At 61.9% G+C, this 16297-nt stretch carries 26 protein-coding genes; 1 reads left to right on the top strand and 25 read right to left on the bottom strand.

The features are described 5' to 3' along the window. Positions 1 to 5 precede the first annotated feature (5 nt). The 17 genes from HQN78_RS04165 to HQN78_RS04085 all read right to left on the bottom strand — a co-directional run bounded on the left by HQN78_RS04165 (position 6) and on the right by HQN78_RS04085 (position 13011). Positions 6 to 383 carry a hypothetical protein gene (locus HQN78_RS04165; protein ID WP_235088131.1) on the bottom strand — a complete coding sequence of 126 codons (378 nt, stop codon included), beginning with the start codon at positions 381 to 383 and terminating at the stop codon, positions 6 to 8. A gap of 7 nt (positions 384 to 390) precedes the next feature. Further along, positions 391 to 765, bottom strand: a complete 375-nt coding sequence (locus tag HQN78_RS04160; RefSeq protein ID WP_235088129.1) for a phage tail protein — start codon at positions 763 to 765, stop codon at positions 391 to 393. 47 nt (positions 766 to 812) lie between these two features. Further along, positions 813 to 2231 carry a phage tail sheath subtilisin-like domain-containing protein gene (locus tag HQN78_RS04155; RefSeq protein WP_235089753.1) on the bottom strand — a complete coding sequence of 473 codons (1419 nt, stop codon included), beginning with the start codon at positions 2229 to 2231 and terminating at the stop codon, positions 813 to 815. Continuing rightward, complete coding sequence (locus tag HQN78_RS04150) at positions 2231 to 2419, bottom strand: DUF2635 domain-containing protein (protein WP_235088127.1); 189 nt, start codon at positions 2417 to 2419, stop codon at positions 2231 to 2233. Before HQN78_RS04150 ends, HQN78_RS04155 begins: the two co-directional genes overlap by 1 nt. Next, a complete protein-coding gene (locus tag HQN78_RS04145) occupies positions 2416 to 3081 on the bottom strand; it encodes a DUF1834 family protein (protein WP_235088125.1) in 666 nt (221 codons plus the stop codon). The genes HQN78_RS04150 and HQN78_RS04145 overlap by 4 nt, the downstream gene beginning before the upstream one ends. Next, the gene (locus HQN78_RS04140) at positions 3081 to 3500 is read right to left on the bottom strand and encodes a gp436 family protein (RefSeq protein ID WP_235088122.1); all 420 of its coding nucleotides are present in this window, start codon (positions 3498 to 3500) and stop codon (positions 3081 to 3083) included. The genes HQN78_RS04145 and HQN78_RS04140 overlap by 1 nt, the downstream gene beginning before the upstream one ends. 1 nt (position 3501) lies before the next feature. Beyond that, positions 3502 to 3885, bottom strand: coding sequence for a hypothetical protein (locus HQN78_RS04135; protein ID WP_235088120.1), 384 nt, complete (start codon positions 3883 to 3885; stop codon positions 3502 to 3504). A 10-nt stretch (positions 3886 to 3895) separates the two neighbouring features. Next, complete coding sequence (locus tag HQN78_RS04130) at positions 3896 to 4804, bottom strand: Mu-like prophage major head subunit gpT family protein (RefSeq protein WP_107732766.1); 909 nt, start codon at positions 4802 to 4804, stop codon at positions 3896 to 3898. Between the two features lie 43 nt (positions 4805 to 4847). Next, entirely contained in the window at positions 4848 to 5252 is a 405-nt protein-coding gene (locus HQN78_RS04125; RefSeq protein WP_235088118.1) for a hypothetical protein, read from the bottom strand. Positions 5253 to 5259: 7 nt separating this feature from the next. Beyond that, complete coding sequence (locus tag HQN78_RS04120) at positions 5260 to 6360, bottom strand: phage protease (RefSeq protein WP_235088116.1); 1101 nt, start codon at positions 6358 to 6360, stop codon at positions 5260 to 5262. A 69-nt stretch (positions 6361 to 6429) separates the two neighbouring features. Then, entirely contained in the window at positions 6430 to 7008 is a 579-nt protein-coding gene (locus HQN78_RS04115; protein ID WP_235088115.1) for a hypothetical protein, read from the bottom strand. A 7-nt stretch (positions 7009 to 7015) separates the two neighbouring features. Then, on the bottom strand, positions 7016 to 7891 hold the full coding sequence (locus HQN78_RS04110) for a DUF4747 family protein (RefSeq protein WP_235088113.1): 876 nt from the start codon (positions 7889 to 7891) through the stop codon (positions 7016 to 7018). A 217-nt stretch (positions 7892 to 8108) separates the two neighbouring features. Then, positions 8109 to 8672 (bottom strand): phage virion morphogenesis protein, encoded by a 564-nt coding sequence (locus HQN78_RS04105; RefSeq protein ID WP_235088111.1) that lies wholly within the window; start codon positions 8670 to 8672, stop codon positions 8109 to 8111. Further along, positions 8669 to 9499 (bottom strand): phage minor head protein, encoded by an 831-nt coding sequence (locus tag HQN78_RS04100; RefSeq protein ID WP_235088109.1) that lies wholly within the window; start codon positions 9497 to 9499, stop codon positions 8669 to 8671. Before HQN78_RS04100 ends, HQN78_RS04105 begins: the two co-directional genes overlap by 4 nt. Next, entirely contained in the window at positions 9486 to 11063 is a 1578-nt protein-coding gene (locus HQN78_RS04095) for a DUF935 domain-containing protein (protein WP_235088107.1), read from the bottom strand. The genes HQN78_RS04100 and HQN78_RS04095 overlap by 14 nt, the downstream gene beginning before the upstream one ends. Before the next feature lie 11 nt (positions 11064 to 11074). Continuing rightward, a complete protein-coding gene (locus tag HQN78_RS04090; RefSeq protein WP_235088105.1) occupies positions 11075 to 12838 on the bottom strand; it encodes a hypothetical protein in 1764 nt (587 codons plus the stop codon). Beyond that, on the bottom strand, positions 12835 to 13011 hold the full coding sequence (locus tag HQN78_RS04085; RefSeq protein WP_235088103.1) for a hypothetical protein: 177 nt from the start codon (positions 13009 to 13011) through the stop codon (positions 12835 to 12837). The genes HQN78_RS04090 and HQN78_RS04085 overlap by 4 nt, the downstream gene beginning before the upstream one ends. On the opposite strand from HQN78_RS04085, the gene HQN78_RS25770 reads away from it, so the two are divergent. Continuing rightward, a complete protein-coding gene (locus HQN78_RS25770; RefSeq protein WP_370646589.1) occupies positions 12990 to 13202 on the top strand; it encodes a KTSC domain-containing protein in 213 nt (70 codons plus the stop codon). The two genes, HQN78_RS04085 and HQN78_RS25770, sit on opposite strands and share 22 nt — an antisense overlap. Positions 13203 to 13258: 56 nt before the next feature. Here HQN78_RS25770 and HQN78_RS04080 read toward each other — a convergent pair whose 3' ends face one another. From HQN78_RS04080 to HQN78_RS04045, 8 genes are all read right to left on the bottom strand, one after another. Beyond that, positions 13259 to 13759: a DUF1804 family protein gene (locus HQN78_RS04080; protein WP_107732756.1), complete on the bottom strand. Its 501-nt coding sequence runs from the start codon at positions 13757 to 13759 to the stop codon at positions 13259 to 13261. Next, the gene (locus HQN78_RS04075) at positions 13759 to 13980 is read right to left on the bottom strand and encodes a hypothetical protein (protein ID WP_081575578.1); all 222 of its coding nucleotides are present in this window, start codon (positions 13978 to 13980) and stop codon (positions 13759 to 13761) included. Before HQN78_RS04075 ends, HQN78_RS04080 begins: the two co-directional genes overlap by 1 nt. After that, positions 13977 to 14189: a TraR/DksA family transcriptional regulator gene (locus tag HQN78_RS04070; protein ID WP_235088101.1), complete on the bottom strand. Its 213-nt coding sequence runs from the start codon at positions 14187 to 14189 to the stop codon at positions 13977 to 13979. The genes HQN78_RS04075 and HQN78_RS04070 overlap by 4 nt, the downstream gene beginning before the upstream one ends. Then, positions 14186 to 14767, bottom strand: a complete 582-nt coding sequence (locus HQN78_RS04065; protein ID WP_235088099.1) for a hypothetical protein — start codon at positions 14765 to 14767, stop codon at positions 14186 to 14188. The genes HQN78_RS04070 and HQN78_RS04065 overlap by 4 nt, the downstream gene beginning before the upstream one ends. Continuing rightward, complete coding sequence (locus tag HQN78_RS04060; protein WP_235088097.1) at positions 14760 to 14969, bottom strand: hypothetical protein; 210 nt, start codon at positions 14967 to 14969, stop codon at positions 14760 to 14762. Before HQN78_RS04060 ends, HQN78_RS04065 begins: the two co-directional genes overlap by 8 nt. Beyond that, the gene (locus HQN78_RS04055; protein ID WP_235088095.1) at positions 14962 to 15195 is read right to left on the bottom strand and encodes a hypothetical protein; all 234 of its coding nucleotides are present in this window, start codon (positions 15193 to 15195) and stop codon (positions 14962 to 14964) included. The genes HQN78_RS04060 and HQN78_RS04055 overlap by 8 nt, the downstream gene beginning before the upstream one ends. Beyond that, a complete protein-coding gene (locus tag HQN78_RS04050; RefSeq protein WP_235088093.1) occupies positions 15195 to 15602 on the bottom strand; it encodes a M15 family metallopeptidase in 408 nt (135 codons plus the stop codon). The genes HQN78_RS04055 and HQN78_RS04050 overlap by 1 nt, the downstream gene beginning before the upstream one ends. A gap of 112 nt (positions 15603 to 15714) precedes the next feature. After that, positions 15715 to 16266 (bottom strand): SIKE family protein, encoded by a 552-nt coding sequence (locus HQN78_RS04045; RefSeq protein ID WP_235088091.1) that lies wholly within the window; start codon positions 16264 to 16266, stop codon positions 15715 to 15717. Positions 16267 to 16297 lie beyond the last annotated feature (31 nt).

Here is a 16297-nt window from a genome sequence, read left to right as displayed (position 1 = left end):
GGCGTTCAGCTCCCGGATCCGGGACTCGGGGATGCCGTGCCGGCCGAGGAGGACGACGGCGAGTCGGAAGCCGCTGAGTTGCTCTTCGGCCGCATCCGCTTTTTTTTGAGACGATCTCGCGCATCGGTCATCACGTCGTAGTCGTCATCCACCATGGTGCCCAACAGCTCAAAGGTGATCGCCTCGCGCGGGATGCCGCCCAGCTTCACCAGGCTGGCCGCCAGCATCATGGTGTTGAGGCGCAAATTGGAGCCGCCGCCGCTGGTCTCGATGGCGTCGATGTTGTCGCTTACGGTGGGCAAGCGAATCTCGAATTCGTAGTGCATCTGGCCGGATCCGGCCGGATACTCGACGCCGTACTGCAGTTCGCCTTTTTCGGTCATGGTGCGTTTATTCCTTCACGTGGCGCAGCGCCTGCAGCTTGAGGTCGCGGCGTGCTTCGTTGTCGACGGAGTACTTGTCGCCGGTCTCGGTGGTGAAGCAGTCGAGATAGCTTTCACGCTTGCCGCCTGCGCTGTTCGGGTAGATGGTCAGCTTCGCGCCTTCAATCGCCTCCCAGTCCAGGTCGCCGCTCAGCGGGATGGCGACGGTTACCGACAGGTCGTATTCGGCGATGCCCTTGGCGAAACCTTTGGCCCGGCCGGTCTTGTTCATGGTCTTGACCAGCTTCCGGCCGGTCTTTGTGCTGATGCTGATGTCGATGACTTCGACTTCCTTGCCGTCGACTTCCAGCACGATGGCCCCTGCGTATTCCTGAAGCGCCATGATGTCCTCCTGGTTGATGCGAGGCGGCCTGCGCCGCCCCTGGTTGTTTACAGCAGCAGGTCGATGCGTCCGGCGAACACGTGCAGGCCGTTGACCACGTCCACCGGTATCTTGGCATCCAGGCGGTTCACGTCCTGGCTGTCGCGCTCGACGATCAGGCCGTCCTTGTTGGCCTCCACCGCTTCGACGATCTCCAGTTCTTCCAGCTTCAGCAGCACGTCGAACAGCTCCGAACGCACCTTGTCCGGGGTGCGCTCTGACAGCTTCTCGCGCGGGAAGCGCAGCGAGATCCGCTCACGGCACGCCTTGCGCACGTAGTCCAGGGTGCGAATGGTGGTGATGTCCAGCAGCGCCACGTCGTCCACGCCCTGGGCGTCCTTGGTGTAGGTGCTGATGGCGCGCACGATCTGCACCCGGTCGCCGGGGCCGATCTCCAGCGGCGTCATGCCGTTGTACAGGGCGTTTTCCTGCTCGGTCCGGGTCGGCCGCTGGTCAATGCCGGTCACGTCGATGCCCGCCAGCTCCAGGGTGTTCAGCGGCCGCGCCGGATCCTCCTCGCTGGCCAATACGGCGGCGTAGGCGGCGGCAATTTCGCAGGGCAGGCGCAAGGCGCCTCGATGCCATGCGCCAGTGATGCGGCCGCTGTTGATCTGTCCGGCCAGGGTGGTGCCGCTCGCCAGCGAGCCAGGCCAACCAAATACGCCAATGGCACCGCGTTGCTCCATCGGCCCGGACACGAAGTCCAGGTGACTGCGGATCACGGTCAGCTGCGCCTGGCTCGACAGCGGGGCCACAATGATGTTGTGCCCGCCTCCGGCCATTGCCGCCAAGGTGGCGGTATAGTCCGGGTCCAAAGTGCCGCCTGCCAGGGTCACCACCGCGGCGGAGAGTCCGGGCGCGGTGGCGCTGGCCACCAGCTTCAGGTCATTGCCGATGGTGCCCTTGTGGACGCAGGTCACGGTGACCACGCCCGACGCCACCGCGCCGGTCGCCGGCAAATCCGGCCGGGCGGCCAGCGCCGCGCCGAGGGCCGTCGCCACGGCGGCGGCAGTGTCGCCGCTGTTGACCGCGACATCGACCCGAGTCGCGCCGACCCACAGCTTCAGCACGCCGCTGCCGGTGGCGGTGCCGGTCAATGTCACCGTGCCCGATGCCGCCACGCCAGCCGGATCCACGATGGCGACGGCGGTCAGCTGCAGGTACGGGTAAGCCGTGATTGCGGCGCGGGCCATCAAGTGCAGCTGAGAGCCGCGGCCGAAAGCCTGGGCGGCCTGCTCGTCGCTGAACACGTCGACGGGCATCATCGCCGCCTGGGTGCCGGCGGCCAGTTTCTGGCCCAGCACCAGCACACGCTGCGGATTGCCCGGCAGTGTGCGCACCGCCAGCTTGGTATTGAATTCGAAGTACTTTCCGGGCTTGCGGATGCTGGCCGGAATGCTGTCGAAGCTGATATTCGGGCTGGCCATCATTCACCCCCTTTCTTTGCGGTGGTTTTGGCACTGTCGGCGGCGTCGATCTCGATCAGATCGCCATCCGCCTGGATGCGCAGGTAATAGGCGCTGTTCGGCACGTCCACCGCGGCGGCGTCGGTGATGAACTCACGCGGTTTGTCTTCCCTCGGCACCTTGATGCCGGGCGCGGCTTTCACTTTCATGGATCGCTCCTGGTGAGGATGTCCGAGGCGTCGGGCTGGCCGTCGTCCGGCATCAAGTGGTAATTCAGGCCGGTGCGCAGCCAATCCGGATCCGGCTCGCCGGTCTTGCCCTGGTAGCCGGTGAACACCGCGTCCGGGTCGTTAACCGCATCCGGCGCGCCGGCAGCCGGCGGCGTCGGCCAGCGCAGGTGCGGCAGGGCTTCTTCCATCCAGAAGGTCGAGAACTCGCAGGCGAACACCGAGAACGCGTCGTTCTCCAGACGGGAGTTGAACAGGGTGCGAATCCGGCCGGGCTGCAGCGGATGAATCGGCAGACCCAGGTCCTGAGCCGACAGCAAGCGACGCACCGCGGTGACCAGCCGATAAGTGCCGACTTCCGCCGCGGCCGCGCCGCCGGTACGGCTGGCCGCTTCGCTGCGCACGCTGCGGTCGCCCACCATCACGACGAAGCTGGCGTCGGCTTTGAATTTCCACTTCGACGCCGAGTACGGCTCGGTCCTGGGAACACCGCCGAAGGTCACCCATGCCGCAGGGAAACGCCGGATGGCTTCCTCCAGACCATCGTCCAGTTCGCCGCCATAGCTGCCGACTTCGCGGACCATGCGGCCGAGGCCCAGCCGCAAACGCGCGATGATGGCCTCTTCGGTTCTGGCGATGATCATCAGAACAGCCCTCCATCCCGCGCGAACACCCGCGTGCCGCTGGCGAACTGCACGGTGTTGTCGGTTGGCATGGGCGCGCCGTCCGGCATGCCGCCCAGCGTGACCTTGCCCGCGGCCACCAGTTCAAGGAACTTGACAGCATCGCGGTAACGGTCGCGGATGTCGTCGGTCACCCGCGTGCCGCTGCCACAAAGCCGATAGCGCGCGATGTCGCAGGCGTAACCGGTGAGGATCTTCGGCGGCTGGGCCAGCGGCAGCCGGTAGCGGCTGCTGATATAGCCGTCGATCTCGACGCCGGCCGCTTCCAGCGCGCCCGCCAGTACCGTCTCGTCGACTGCGCCGGCAAAGGCGCGGTCAGTCAGCGCAATGACTTCACCTTCGCCGAAGCGCGTCACCATGTCGTCGCGGGTGGCGTACATCTCATTCGCCCCCGCCGACGCGGAGCAGCTGCAAGGACAGCATCGGCTCCTGGCACAGCACTTCGAACTCTGCGGCGGTCAACTCGCTCAGCGGGATCCGGGTAACTTCGCGAGTAAACCAGCGGCCGGCACGGCGGAACTGCTCGCACTTCGCTACCACCTCGACGGTGTCGGGGGCAAACATCCCCGTCACTTCAGGCGGCAGCGCGTCCGGCGGCTCCACCACTTGGGCGGCGGGTTGCTGCAGATCGCCTTCGGTCGCAGCGCCAGATTCCTGGATGCTCGGCGGCAGCGCGGCCGGCCGCTCCACCACTTGGGTGGCGGGCTGCTGCAGCTTCTCTTCGGCCGCCCCGCTCGGCGCGGCCTTGGTGTTGGTTTTAGCCATGACGCCCCCGTTACGCTACGCTGCCGTCGGAGCCGTAAGCCAGCTGCCAGAAACCGTACCCCCCCGCCGCGCGAGCCTCCGCGCCGAACTTGTACTTACGGCGGTTAAACACGTCGTCGGCCTGCGGATCGGTCTGCTGGACGAATACCGGCTTTTTGCGCTCCTGGTAGATGAAGGGTTTGACCGGCTTGGTGGTGTCGAGCAGGAACCAGGCATCGTCCGAGGTCAACCAGGGCACCACCACCAGTTCGGCCGTGCCTTTGTAGGGGTTGGTCTTGCCATCGTCGAGGCGGTCGTTGCTCAGCAGCGCGCGGGCGATGTCTTCCAGGGCCGGCGGCACCAGCAACACGTTCGGGGTGATGTTCAGCGGGCGGCCTTCGTCGTCCTTGAACTTCTTCATCGCCGTGCGCGCAACGCCGTAGCTGGCCTGGGCGGCCGCTTGCGACGCGGCGGACAGTTTCTTGGTGCCCTTGTTCGATACCGAGGCATCGGCCACCGGGTGATCGACGTCGAAGAAGTACTGACCGTCGTAGCACAGGCTGTTGAATGCCTTGTTGACCAAGTCGAACACGATCTCGTCCGGCAACTGCTTGGCCGAGAAGCCCGCCATCTGCGCTTGCGGCGCGTAGATGCCGAGGTTGTCGTCGTCGATATCGTTGCGGTCCACCTCGACGGTGGTTTCCCAGTCGTCGTTGGTGATGCTGTAGCCGAAGGCGGACAGCGCTTTGACCGCTTTCTCGCCGATCCACTTCTGCATGCGCGGGAAAGCGGACAGCCACTTGTAATCGTTGGAACGGGCGGTCGACGGCACCAGCATGGCGATTTTCTGCCACTGGCTGGGCGCGCTGTCGAAGGCGTTGTTGAAGGTGGTCTTCAGGTTGACGAAGATCGCCTTCAGCGTAGCTGCGTTGATGATCATGGGGTTTGCTCCTTCCAGTCGCTGGGGTTTAGATGACCTGGACTTAGATGACCCACACGCCGTCGACGTCGACACCGAGTACGGTGCCTGCCAGCGAGCGGGTGTTGGTGCCGTTGGTTTTGGCCACGGTCTGGTTGTCGACGATGTAGCAGGCGCGGCCTACGCTGGCCTGGGTGACCGGGTCGCCGGATTCGTTGGCCCACTTGAACGCCTTGCCGCGGCGGATCGTCATGCTGATCGCGCCGTCGGCTCCGGCCGTGTTGTCGGCCAGCACTTCGGCGCGGCCGAGGTAGGCCAAGGTCGTCGCCGTCGCGCCGTTGGTGGCGAATCCGGTGGCGCTGGCTGCAACCAGCGCCCCGGCCGGGATTTTTTGGCCCGCGGCCACCGGCACAACGATCAGCGAGCCGTCCTTCATCGGGGTGTTGCGGTCTTGAGTCGTAGCGGTCATGACGTGCTTACTCCTTCATCGCGGCGGCCACGGCGGCCGGGTCGTTGCCAAACATGCTGCAAACCGCAAGCGTGTCGGCATCCAAGCCGGTTTTCGGATCAGCCGCGGGCGGCTTGCCTTGGGTTTGGGTCGCCGACAGCGCGGCGATCTTCGGAGCGCTGGCAAGATACGACTGCAGCGCGTCCAGATTGGATTTGCCCAGGCCGCGCGCCCATTCTTCCTGTACCGGCAACAGCCGGCCGTCGGAAAGTGCCGCGGTCAGCAGTTGCTCAACCTCGCCGCCCTGCAGCTTGTCGGTGAGCACAGCTACTTGGTCTTGCAGGGCGCGCATGGTCTCCACCGACACGAAACGGGCGGGGTCGACCTGGGTTGCCGACAGCGCGGCGATGCGTTGCTGCTGGCCGGTGAGTAGTCCGAGCAAGTCAACGCTGGCGGCGGCGGTGCCTTGGCCGGCGGACAAGTGGTCAATCAGTTTCTGAAGCTGTGCTTTGGTGTCTTCTACCGTTGCGCCCACCGGCAGATTCAACATCCAGCGCAATTGCTCCAGCAGTTCGGCGATATCCATGGATTCCTCCTGGATGGTTGGGGGGAGAGAAACTGTCGCTAAGAGCGACAAGGCGGCGACCGACAACTCCGGCAACTCATCGAGCGCCGGGTTATTGGTCAGAGCGACATGCAGCAGGCCCGTGATGCGGCCTTCCTTGTCGTAGGTAAAAACGGGAGAGAGGTAGCCATACTCATCGGACTCGAGCATCGCGGCGGCGGCTGTCGTCCATTCGACGTCGACGGCGTAAAGTCCATCGTCCCGCCATTCCAGCGTGCGGAACCAGCCAGCGGCAGGCGCGGGCTTGCCATTCTCAATACTGCGCAGGGTTTGATGCTCATAGTCGATTACATAGCGCGTCCTCCGGTCGGTGGCTGCGGCAATCAAAATGGCGGCCTGCACGCTATCCATCTTCCAGGCGGACACCTCAACCGGCCGGCCGTCTCGGGCGCGGAAACTACCGGCGGGGATCAGCTTGACGACGCGAGGCGCCTTGCCTTCCGTTCCGGCTTGTTTGGAGAGGTCGACCGTCAGAGCGGCGATGAAGGGTGCTAAATGTGCCATGCCCCGCATTGTGCGGGGCATGTGGGGAGGGGAAATCTGTGAGGGGTTTCAGTGGAAAGAGGGGTTAACTTACTGTTTATCCGATCCAGAGTTTTGACGGTTAACCGATTGAAGAGCATCGTACCAAGAGGAAACCCGGAAAATAGCAATTGCTGCTGCTGCAGTAATGCATAGACCATAAAGAAACAGCCAGTATCCCAGCATATCAGCCATAAACCTCAGCGTGGCTAAAGGTGCTAAGCATATTTTCCAGTGGCCAGGGGGATCAAAACTTGTTGCTTTGACCACAATGGCCATCAACAGAGTAGTCAGCTGTATCAATACAAAGTGTAGAAAAGTGGCACTAACTTCCATGTATGGTGAAGGGCCATCTTCTCCCTCCTCTTGTCCACTAATGAGCTCTTTAAAGCGTTCATCCCCAAAGCCAAGAAAGATGGCAAATCCACCCAAGGTAAACCCAAGAACATTGGGCATGACTGAGAGAACTTGCTCCCACCAAGGGCTTGTCAACCAAAAATGAGCAGTGAGCACGAGCAATACAACGGAAAGCCAAAAATATGGAGAATGAGTGACCGCCTTCAAGCCACCATATGCTTTCCAATAGTCTTGCAGTACTGCTTTAAGCCCATGTTCGTTTTGATCTGCCATCTCTCTCTCAGTCATGTCCTGGTAGGTTTGCTGTAGCAGCGACTAGAGCATCCGTAGCGGTTTGCAAATCTGGGTTATAAGTGATGTTGTCTTCCCATGACTTGGCAAGAGTAGACTCTTCAACCCGGTTTCCATTCGGCGTATAACCGTAGCCAACCACTTTTCCATTTCCTGCCGCTGCTACTTGTGCTGCTATTTTGATCTGTGCGTCTAGCTCGATTGACTCTTTACTTTCGGCAATAATCTCCATTTTGAGTTTCCGGGCTTTCATGGCTCCTAAACGGCCAAAGACTTTCTCGTGCGCTCTTCCAAGCTCGTCTGCATTGGGCTTGCTAACTTCGATGATAAGGCGGCGGAGTTGGTGAATCTTGAGGATGTGGTCAAGCTGGCCTTTGTCAGCAAACACGTTCACATCGACTTGGCCGAATTTGTTGACGACCTCTGGAACAGCAAACAAAGACCTCAGCATTTTTGTTGCCAAGCCTGGACTCAGTGAACGCTGTCCAGCCTTTGTCTCAAGATAAAAAGCATGCCCGCGAGGGTAGAAAACAAAATCGAACATCTCACAGTTAGGACGTAGATGCTCTGGTATGTTGATCTGCGCGACCTCCTCTTTGGTTGCCACATCGTTCTTTGCTACGTTGAACCACGGCGCAGTCTTATCAATATGGATAAAGCGGTAAAGGCGGCCAAACAGGCCCTGAAGAGGTTCGTCAACATTCAGATAACGCATTTCCCCAATCATCAAATGCTGATCTCCACGAACTGCGACGCTCTGTCCGCTGATGAAGGCTGTGCGCATCAGGTCAATGTAGCCTGCCGGGGTATGAGGGTGGGTAACGATGTTGATTCGAGCAAATCTGAGCGAACGATCACGAGCCATTAGGCAAGTCCTTCTTGAGGCTGGGCACCATAGCCAAGCAACGGTTATTCATAGGTCATTTTTCTATTGTGCCTCGTAGACCTACCTCAGATCAACCAATCAAAGCCGCGCGCAAGGCGTTTAAACCCCGTTTAATTTCGACGATCTGTGGTTCTGCCGTACACCGCATCACCCAGCCCGCTAAAACTGCGCCAGAACGGCGCGTTTCGTTTTGCGTTCAACCACCCGTGGTGGCTCTCAGATAGTCTTCTACCGTCGCCTCGATCTCCCGCATGTCCTCGTCGCCCAGCACCAGGAAGGGGCGCGCCGGGATCTTGCTGCCGGGGTGGTTGACCTTACGCACCGGATGCCGGCCTCCCGCCCAGGCCAGCGCGCGCTTGTTGCGCGGCCGGATCTCGTGGGCTTTGGTCTGTCCGCCGAACTGCTGGATAGCGGCGTACTTCACATTGGTGCCCACCACCGCGTTATCGTTGCTGCTGCTCTGGGTCATGCTGCTGGCCAACCGGCCGGACGCCTGCAGGATCTTGCCGCCTCGCACTTTCTTCTCGAAGCGCGACTGGGATACCTGGCCGCGTTTTGTCAGCGCGCCCGCTCTCGACATCCAGGACGCAGGCTTCAATCCCTGCCAGGCCGGCCGGCCCTCGCGCGCGAAGTTTTCCTCGACTGCGTCGGCCATGATGCCGGCGATGGCTTGCATCAGCGGCGCGCGGTGCGTGACCGCTTTCTCCAGCCGCTGCAGCGCGGCGAGGACGCCGCTGTTGTCCACCTTGATGTCTATCATGCGGCCTCCTTGTACTTGCGGTATTGCTTCGCCAGCTCCGGCGGGTATCGGTTCAGATCCGGCTCATAGGCGGCAACGCCTGGATTGAAGCCGAAGCCAGGATCCGCGACGAAGCGCTTGCCGGTCGCCGGGTCGTTGAAGGCGATTACCTTCCGCGTATTGCCCTCGCGGTCTATCGGCTGATCCACTTCTTCCAGTCGCCCCTCGCTGCTAGACGGCAGCAGCTCCAAACGCTCCATGTCCCGTGCGCTGCGAGTGCGCACCCTGCAGCGGCAGTTCCAGCCGTTCGGCGGATAGAAGCGGCTCCAGAACGGGTCGTCGTAGCGGAACACGCGGCCGTGCAAGCTGCGGTGCGCCGGCCGGGTGCGGTTGTCCATAACTGCGACGTACTCCCAGTACGGCCGCAACTCTGCGCTGGCCAGTTGTTCCTGGAAACGGCCAGCCATATAGGACGACTGCAGGTTGGTGCGGAAGATGGTTTCGAGCCGGCGCGGGTTGAGCCGCTTGCCCAGGATCTCGCCGGTTGCTTCGTCGACGATGCGCCCCTTGCCCCACCAGCCCTTGGCCTCCAACAGCGGCTGCAGCCGGTTTTGGAAGTCGGCCAGGGTTTCGCCATTCTCCAGCGCGATTGTCAGCCCTTCGCGCACATCGGTCAGTACGTCCAGCCGGGTAACGCCGGACACGGTAAACGCGCGCGCATGCGCCTCGGCCCAGACGTCCTGCCACTTGAAGCTGATCGCGTAGCCCTTCTCTTTGAAGTAGGCGATGGCCTCCTCGGGCGGCAGGCCGATGGCGTAGCTCAGATCGACCGCGTCAGCTGTCGGCATTCAAGCGCCCCCACACATCGGCGACGAACATCGCGCGCGCCAGCATCTCCTTGATCGCGCCGTCGTCCAACAGCGGGAAAGCCGCCGTCAGCGCCTCGACGGCGTCATCCGGCGTTGCGCCGTTGCGCAGCGCCTGGATCACCGGCTCAAGCAGGGTATTGGCCTCGCCGCTCAGATCCGGCAACTCAATGGCGTCCAGCGCCGCCTGGTCGGGATACACCACTTCGCCCCTGTCGTTGCTCAGGACCGCGCGGTATGATAACGCCGCCTTGGCCTCCTTCGGCCGCAGCTCCGGCGGCAAGGCCATTTCCGGCCGCTGCGCGATCAGCACGTCCTCGTTTGGCTGGGGCGTGGGGATCGCCAACTTCTCGTAGACCCAGGCTGTGGGCACTTTCAGGCCCAGGCCCACCAGCGACGGCAGCGCGTCCGCGTACAGCTTCAAGTCTTCCGGCTGCCGGGTATCGAACACCAGGCGCGGCATGCGGCGCGGATCCACCTGACCGAAGTTCAGGACCGCCAGCGGATAGAGTAGATCTCGGGTCAGCGAGCCTTCCAACTGACGCGCGTCACTGACCGTCAGGTCGTGGCGCACTTCGTTATGTATCGCGCCCAGGGCGTTGGTCGAGGTCTTGCCGTCGGCCTGGCTTGTCAGCGTGCCGCCTAGGATGGCTTTGGACTGGGTCCGCTCGCACCAATCCATCATCGCGTTGAACGGTTCGTGACTGCCGTTGGCGGCGTTCTGGAACTCGATCAGCATACTGTCCGGGATGATGCCGGCCGCGTTGTGACCGATGCTGGCTACCGCCTGCAGCAGCGTGGCCTTTTCTTCTTTGCTGGCTCCCGCCGGGTACTTGCCCAGGCGCAGCGGCAAGCCGTAGATCTCAAGGAACTCGGCCAGGTCGCGCACGCTGAAGTTCTTGAACAGATAGGGCCAGGACAACACGCGGTGCAGGCCGGCGCGGTTCAGATAGCCGGACTTGGCTTTATGGCGATGGATCACCCAGCCGAACTGCCAAGGCTCCGCCCCCTCGGCCGAGCCGTCGCGCAGCCGCAGCGCGTTGCCGTCGTGCGGCAGGGTCTGGAACCAGCGCTGCGGGCGATGCTTCAGGCTCCGCGGCAGCCAGTCGCTGCCCAGGCGCTGCCACTCGATCTCCAGCGCGGCAAAGGCGTGGCCAATGCCGTCAAGGCAGTCCAACAGTATGTCGTCGAAGTCGGCCATGTCCGCCAGCCACTCCTGCAGCTGATCTGCCTGCTTTTTCTCCGCGGCGCTGGCGTTACGCGGCGGCGCGATGCTCCAGTCCAGAGTCAGCAATGCACGCTTGCGCTTGGACATCTCTGCGAAGATGTGGCCGTCCTTCTCCTCCATGTCGGTGAACAGGTCGGCTTGCGCGGCCAGGTTGCCTTGCTCGGCGTCCTCCAGTACCCGGGCCAGGCGCTGCGGCGTCAGCCCGCGCGACGGGTGCTCGGCGAACTCGCGCGTAACCCAGCCCACGCGGGCGGTCTGCGGCTCGTGCAAGACTTCTTTTTGAATCGGTTGACCGAATTGGTCCACAATTTGCGCCATGTTTGTCACTCCTACCAAGCGCCGGATCCGGCGCTGAACTCGCTATCGGTTTCGCCTCGGCCGCCACGGGCCACAGGCGTGAACTCGAACACGGCATTGCCGCGCGTCGACGCGATCATCCATAAAATCTGCAGCGCGTTGAGGCCGTCGTAGTGATGGTTGGTTTGCGGCTCCGGCCAGGTGTCCAGCTCGGCCAGCAGATTGGTCAATGCCGGGCTGATCAGGATCCGCGGCACGAAGGCGTCGCAGATGAACGGCTCCAGGGAGTCGATGCGCACCTCCGGCGCGGCCAGAGACGTCACGCCGACCAAAGGCAGCGGCACGCCCGCGTTCAACGCGTCCTGCATCATGGTGTGGCGCATATGCTCATAGGCGTTGTTGTTCTCAAAGCCCCAGGCCTGGCAGCGCTGCTCGCGCTGCGCCTTGATCAAGTCAGCCAATAACTTCGACGGTACTCGTCGTTTAATCTCGGCCTCGACCACATGCAAGATCTTGGTATGCCGGTCCCAGCCTCCGCACAGGATTGCGGACGGGTCGGACGACTCGCCACGGCCCATCGACGGGTCGCACGCGCCAAACATGGTCCAGTCCGGCATGCGCTGAACCCAGAACTGGACGTTGCCGAACACCTTGTCTTCGTCGCTGCGCGGATCGCCTTGCATCTCGGTTTTGAAGGCGGTGCCATTTTTGGCACGTTGCCGCATCAACCAGTACAGTGAGCGGACGCTGGGCCATGATGTGACCGCGCCCGCATCCATCAATACCTGGTTGCCCAGGTAGAAATGATAGGACGGTAGCTCGGCGTCGGACAGTTTGCGGCCGGCCTCGTTGGCGGCCTCCGCGGCCTTTTTGTCCTCGTTCAGCATCAGCGCATGGCACTGCTCCCACAGGTCCATGTGGGTGGGCAGCTTCTCGATGGCGCGGAAGTGGTGGACAATGTGTCCGATGGTGCGCTTGGCCCGGCTGATAGGGTCGTCCTTGTTCAACACCGTGCCGACGCCCAGGTACTTGACCGAGCCGTCCGGCGGCCCCAGGTAGTCAATCGCCTTGCCGAGCCAGTTCCAGCGGTTTTCACGCTCGGTCGGGCTTTTGGCTTCGGCGTCGGTGATCAGGTCGTCGCCCAGCAGCAGCTTGGGCCGGCTTGCGCCGTGAAACGTCCCGCGGATCGCTTGTTCCGCGCCGAACGGCTCCACTTTCACCCCGGTGCGGGTGACGAACTCGCCGACCTTCCACATCGGGCCGCGGCCGGTTGCTTCAGGGAAATCCAGCGCCAGTTGCGCGTTGACCGTCAGCTCAGTCTTGACTACCTCCAGCAGCTTGGTCGGCAACTTGGTTTCCGCGCCCAGCAGGATGATGTAGTCGATGAAGGGCGGCGGCGGGCCGGACCAGCCCACCTCCTTGCGTACTTCCGGCCGCTGCATCAGCCCTTGCACCGCGCACCAGGTCGGCCCGATCTTGGTCAGTAGGGAGGACTTGGCTTCGCCGCGCGGTGCGATCCACCACTCGGTCACGCCGCCCGGCTCGCGCAGCAGCTGCGGCAAGCGCTTGCATAGATGGTCCTGGAACAACGACGGCGTGCCGCGGATGTGGTGCGGAAAGTAGGTATAGGCAAAGAACTCGAAATCGCCATCACGCAGCACCCTGCGGCGTCGGGCCTTGATCGCTTCAGGCGACGAGTCCAGCCCGGCCTGGTGCGCTTCGATATCGCGCTTGAGCTGCGCGGAGAGTTCGCGCAGCTCGTCGAAGAATTCCTTGGTTGTGAATACCTGGCTCATGGCTTCACCAAACCCGCCATAAACTCATCAAGCAAGACCAGGAAGTCTTCGCAGTTGACCAGCGGATGACCGAGCGTGTCCCTGAATTCATAACATTCAAAATGGGTGATAATCTCCGCTTTCGACATGGCTTGAAAGCGAGGAAGTGACAATGGAAAGAACTCGGGTTTCATCTTCGACGATCCGTTCAATTGGTTACGATGAAGCAACTTTCACCTTGGAGGTTGAGTTCCTAAACGGCCACGTGTACCAGTATTTCAGTGTGTCGTTCGACCGTTATCAACGCCTGATGGCTTCAAGATCTAAGGGCAGTTTTCTAGCAAACCATATCAAAGACCATTACCGATACCGCCAAGTGCGTTGAGTCCTCGCACGCGTTGCCTAGGTCTCTCACAACTCATTGTTCAGCACTGGATCTCGTCACCCATACAGTTTCGCCAGCTCGTTGCCGAACGGCTCCAACACTTCGACAAAGGCCGCAGCATGCTGCGGGTGGTTGTCGCGGATGTACGCGGCCATTTTCTGCACCACGTCCATGGCCGTCGCCAGCTGACTGGTTTCCGGCAACACTTTGCGGCTGGCCGCCACGGTCTTGTTGAACGAGTCGGCCAGGCTCGCCAGCATCGCGACCTTCTTTTCAGCAGGCAGATCCCCGTTGGTGTTGATCGCGTCCATCGTCGTCTGGTACTGCGTTAAAAAGCCGGTCAGCGCCGCCCGCGCGACGTTCTCTATGCCGTCGCCGGCCAGGATCGCCGCGGCGCGCAGTTTGTCCCAGTCGTCGCCGGCCTCGGCCGCTTCGCGCTTCCAGCGGCTGGCTGTAGACATCGACACATCGCACTGCAGCGCCGCCACCTCCAGCCCGATGCGGTCAAACACATACAGGCGCCTGACTTTGTCGCGGGTCTCCGGTGCATGCGCCATTACGTCAACGCCCGTTTAACCACCTCGACTGCAATGGCGGTGCCGACGGCCACGATGCCGCCGCTGATCGCCCCGGCCTTTGCGGCTTGTTGCTCGACGTGGCGCAGCCGCTCATCCATGCTGTCCAGCCGTTCGTTCTGCTGCTGTTGGCTGGTCACAATCATGTCCAGCTTGCCCTCGATGCGCCCCAGGGCGCGGGTGACTTCGTTGTTGTCGCTCATCTGGCATTGATCCTCTCGTGAATGGTTTGGCACTCAAAACAGCGGGTGCAGCCCTTGACAAAGGTCTGGCGTTTTTCCGGTATCGCGTCGCCGCAGTCTTCGCAATGACTGAGGCTCGTGCCGGTTTTTTGCTGTGCCGCCTGCCGTGCCAGCGCCTGCTCGCGCTGGCGCAGCTCCAGTTCTTGCGCCTGGTCGAAGATGTCCGTCATTTAGTCGTGGCACCTCCATGAAGGTGGGCCAGGGTGCCCAGTTGAGCTTCAAGCTGTTGGCACCACGCGCCATAGTCGGCGGCGTGGGCGATCAAGTCCGCCGGCTGTAGCCCGGCACCGGCGGCCCCGGTTTGACCGGGATTTGCAGCATCTCCGGCGTTGGCTGCGGGCAGACCCGGATTACGCTCGGGGTAGCCGAGGGCTGAGCTGTAGAGCCGCAGGCCGCCAGGGCCGAGGCCAGTAAAACGATCACCATCAGATTGAGTCGCATCGGCAATCCTTTGCTTCAGTTGGGTCTGGGTGGTAGCCAACTGGGAACGGGTTTGCAGCAGCTCCCAGCCCAGCTTGTTGGCTTGTTCTGCGAGCTTCTGCTGGCCGGCCAACGCGGTCGCCAGCTCGCCGGCTTTGGCATCAGCCGCGCGGGACCGCTCTTGCTCGTGAGAGAGCTGGACAGCCTGCAGCTTGCTGGCGGCAGCGGTTGACGCGACTTTCTGGCCGGAATAGAAGCCAGTACCCCAGACCAGGGCAATAAGGGCAGTGATGGCCAAGGGCTTGATGAAGGGGCGGATATCAAACATGGCGAGTTCTCCGCTGTTTGCGCGCCTTCCTGGCCGCGCGGCGGATCGCCGCCACGCCGGACTTTCGGCCAGGCATCGGCCAGCTGAGGCAGACCGGCGCGGCGCTGGGGATGGGCCGCGGCTGAACGGCGGGGGCTTGGACCTTGGCCGGCGACAGCAAACGACGCCCCCAGCTCACCAGGCGCAGCGCGAGCTTAAGCATCCTTGCCCCCTTTGGTGTTGTCGCGACGGGTGGCGATCCAGCTACGCGCGGCCGAGTAGCCGCCCACGACGCCGAGGTAGATCAGCCAGATCTCTGGCGTCAACGCACCCATCACGCCCAGATGAATAAACATGCCGGTCGCCGACGCGCATGCCACATTCGCCCACAATTTGCTGTGGCTCAACCGGTTTGTTGCGGGGTTCTTAAACAAGTCGCCGAGGCTCATTACTGATACCCCTTAGCCAGTTCGAAGTGGGGAAACTCGCGGAACGGCGCATTGGGACGGCCGTACCAGTTCAGCCCCAGCTCCATTCCGATCTTGCCCATCACTTGCCAGTGCGGATGTTTGGCGTCCCACATCGGCTTGCCGCCAATGGTTGGCACCACGTCGAAGGCGCGCGCGGCCGGCTTGCCCTGAATCATCGCGTTATGCGCGGACTGGCCGGCGCGGGCATTGGTCACGCGCGGGCCCGGTTTGGTCCGGCCCTGGGCGTAGAGCTCGTCTTGCTCCGCGCCGGAGCGCCAGGTGGTGGTGATCAGAGCGGTGACCCCTGCCGCTTCACAGCGGCGCACGAACTCGCGGCACAGAGGCTGCAAGTCCGGGTGCAGATCTTCGATTTTTCGGCTTGCCATGACGGCGGTATCCTTCTCGCTGAAGCCCATCACATTGATGGAGAACACCGCCAGAATAAGAAAGCGCCCCAGTTGGGGCGCTGTGAGGGGCTTCAGTGGAAAACGATCAGTGCTATTTCTTTTCTTGGCTCTTCAATACGGCACCGCTCAGAGCAAACGAGCATTGAAACCTGATCAGCTTCGCCAGTTCATCAAGCTTTACAGCTACATCTGGCATTTTGCCCTGGGCGGCTTCAACGCTCATTCGTGCGAGCGTCGGCAAATTCCTGCATGACCGGAACACAGGGTCTATTTTCTCTGCCGCTGTGCTCATATGCGCTGGCCACATGTCTTCCAACACATACAAAGGCTTCAAGATTGTTTCTAGGTTTGTTTCCAGGGTCACTTTTTCCATTGCATCATAAGCGCTGTTTACCCCAGCAAGCGCCGCCCTGGAAGTCAAAAATCCTTCTCGATCAATGTCGGGAAGAGTACTGCCTAAGCTATCACGGCCAAATTTTTGGATTTTCTCAAGATCAATAGAAGGGTGCTCAGATTCCAAGATCTGAAGCTTGGACTTCAGCTGTTTATTCTCAGTCTCCAGCTGAGTCATTTTTTCTTTTTCTCCGTTTGAGCAGCCCGGCAACAACAAAGCCACCAACAGAATGGACAGATAACGCGTCATGACATTTCCTCGCTTCACCGGAATGCCGACA

Origin of the sequence: Chromobacterium sp. Beijing (genome assembly GCF_021496765.1) — a bacterium.
In the GTDB taxonomy this organism is placed as follows: domain Bacteria; phylum Pseudomonadota; class Gammaproteobacteria; order Burkholderiales; family Chromobacteriaceae; genus Chromobacterium.
Note: the sequence above shows the minus strand (reverse complement) of the source record. Positions and strands in the feature narration are given on the sequence as shown.

Excerpts from the sequence above, each read along its gene's own strand:
- HQN78_RS04110 (WP_235088113.1), bottom strand. The coding sequence starts at position 7,891 with ATGGCTCGTGATCGTTCGCTCAGATTTGCTCGAATCAACATCGTTACC.
- HQN78_RS04095 (WP_235088107.1), bottom strand. The coding sequence starts at position 11,063 with ATGGCGCAAATTGTGGACCAATTCGGTCAACCGATTCAAAAAGAAGTC.
- HQN78_RS04075 (WP_081575578.1), bottom strand. The coding sequence starts at position 13,980 with ATGAGCGACAACAACGAAGTCACCCGCGCCCTGGGGCGCATCGAGGGC.
- HQN78_RS04150 (WP_235088127.1), bottom strand. The coding sequence starts at position 2,419 with ATGAAAGTGAAAGCCGCGCCCGGCATCAAGGTGCCGAGGGAAGACAAA.
- HQN78_RS04105 (WP_235088111.1), bottom strand. The coding sequence starts at position 8,672 with ATGATAGACATCAAGGTGGACAACAGCGGCGTCCTCGCCGCGCTGCAG.
- HQN78_RS04080 (WP_107732756.1), bottom strand. The coding sequence starts at position 13,759 with ATGGCGCATGCACCGGAGACCCGCGACAAAGTCAGGCGCCTGTATGTG.
- HQN78_RS04100 (WP_235088109.1), bottom strand. The coding sequence starts at position 9,499 with ATGCCGACAGCTGACGCGGTCGATCTGAGCTACGCCATCGGCCTGCCG.
- HQN78_RS04085 (WP_235088103.1), bottom strand. The coding sequence starts at position 13,011 with ATGAAACCCGAGTTCTTTCCATTGTCACTTCCTCGCTTTCAAGCCATG.
- HQN78_RS04055 (WP_235088095.1), bottom strand. The coding sequence starts at position 15,195 with ATGAGCCTCGGCGACTTGTTTAAGAACCCCGCAACAAACCGGTTGAGC.
- HQN78_RS04155 (WP_235089753.1), bottom strand. The coding sequence starts at position 2,231 with ATGGCCAGCCCGAATATCAGCTTCGACAGCATTCCGGCCAGCATCCGC.
- HQN78_RS04045 (WP_235088091.1), bottom strand. The coding sequence starts at position 16,266 with ATGACGCGTTATCTGTCCATTCTGTTGGTGGCTTTGTTGTTGCCGGGC.
- HQN78_RS04070 (WP_235088101.1), bottom strand. The coding sequence starts at position 14,189 with ATGACGGACATCTTCGACCAGGCGCAAGAACTGGAGCTGCGCCAGCGC.
- HQN78_RS04130 (WP_107732766.1), bottom strand. The coding sequence starts at position 4,804 with ATGATCATCAACGCAGCTACGCTGAAGGCGATCTTCGTCAACCTGAAG.
- HQN78_RS04145 (WP_235088125.1), bottom strand. The coding sequence starts at position 3,081 with ATGATCATCGCCAGAACCGAAGAGGCCATCATCGCGCGTTTGCGGCTG.
- HQN78_RS04060 (WP_235088097.1), bottom strand. The coding sequence starts at position 14,969 with ATGCTTAAGCTCGCGCTGCGCCTGGTGAGCTGGGGGCGTCGTTTGCTG.
- HQN78_RS04065 (WP_235088099.1), bottom strand. The coding sequence starts at position 14,767 with ATGTTTGATATCCGCCCCTTCATCAAGCCCTTGGCCATCACTGCCCTT.
- HQN78_RS04160 (WP_235088129.1), bottom strand. The coding sequence starts at position 765 with ATGGCGCTTCAGGAATACGCAGGGGCCATCGTGCTGGAAGTCGACGGC.
- HQN78_RS04115 (WP_235088115.1), bottom strand. The coding sequence starts at position 7,008 with ATGGCAGATCAAAACGAACATGGGCTTAAAGCAGTACTGCAAGACTAT.
- HQN78_RS04120 (WP_235088116.1), bottom strand. The coding sequence starts at position 6,360 with ATGGCACATTTAGCACCCTTCATCGCCGCTCTGACGGTCGACCTCTCC.
- HQN78_RS04140 (WP_235088122.1), bottom strand. The coding sequence starts at position 3,500 with ATGTACGCCACCCGCGACGACATGGTGACGCGCTTCGGCGAAGGTGAA.
- HQN78_RS04125 (WP_235088118.1), bottom strand. The coding sequence starts at position 5,252 with ATGACCGCTACGACTCAAGACCGCAACACCCCGATGAAGGACGGCTCG.
- HQN78_RS25770 (WP_370646589.1), top strand. The coding sequence starts at position 12,990 with ATGGAAAGAACTCGGGTTTCATCTTCGACGATCCGTTCAATTGGTTAC.
- HQN78_RS04165 (WP_235088131.1), bottom strand. The coding sequence starts at position 383 with ATGACCGAAAAAGGCGAACTGCAGTACGGCGTCGAGTATCCGGCCGGA.
- HQN78_RS04050 (WP_235088093.1), bottom strand. The coding sequence starts at position 15,602 with ATGGCAAGCCGAAAAATCGAAGATCTGCACCCGGACTTGCAGCCTCTG.
- HQN78_RS04135 (WP_235088120.1), bottom strand. The coding sequence starts at position 3,885 with ATGGCTAAAACCAACACCAAGGCCGCGCCGAGCGGGGCGGCCGAAGAG.
- HQN78_RS04090 (WP_235088105.1), bottom strand. The coding sequence starts at position 12,838 with ATGAGCCAGGTATTCACAACCAAGGAATTCTTCGACGAGCTGCGCGAA.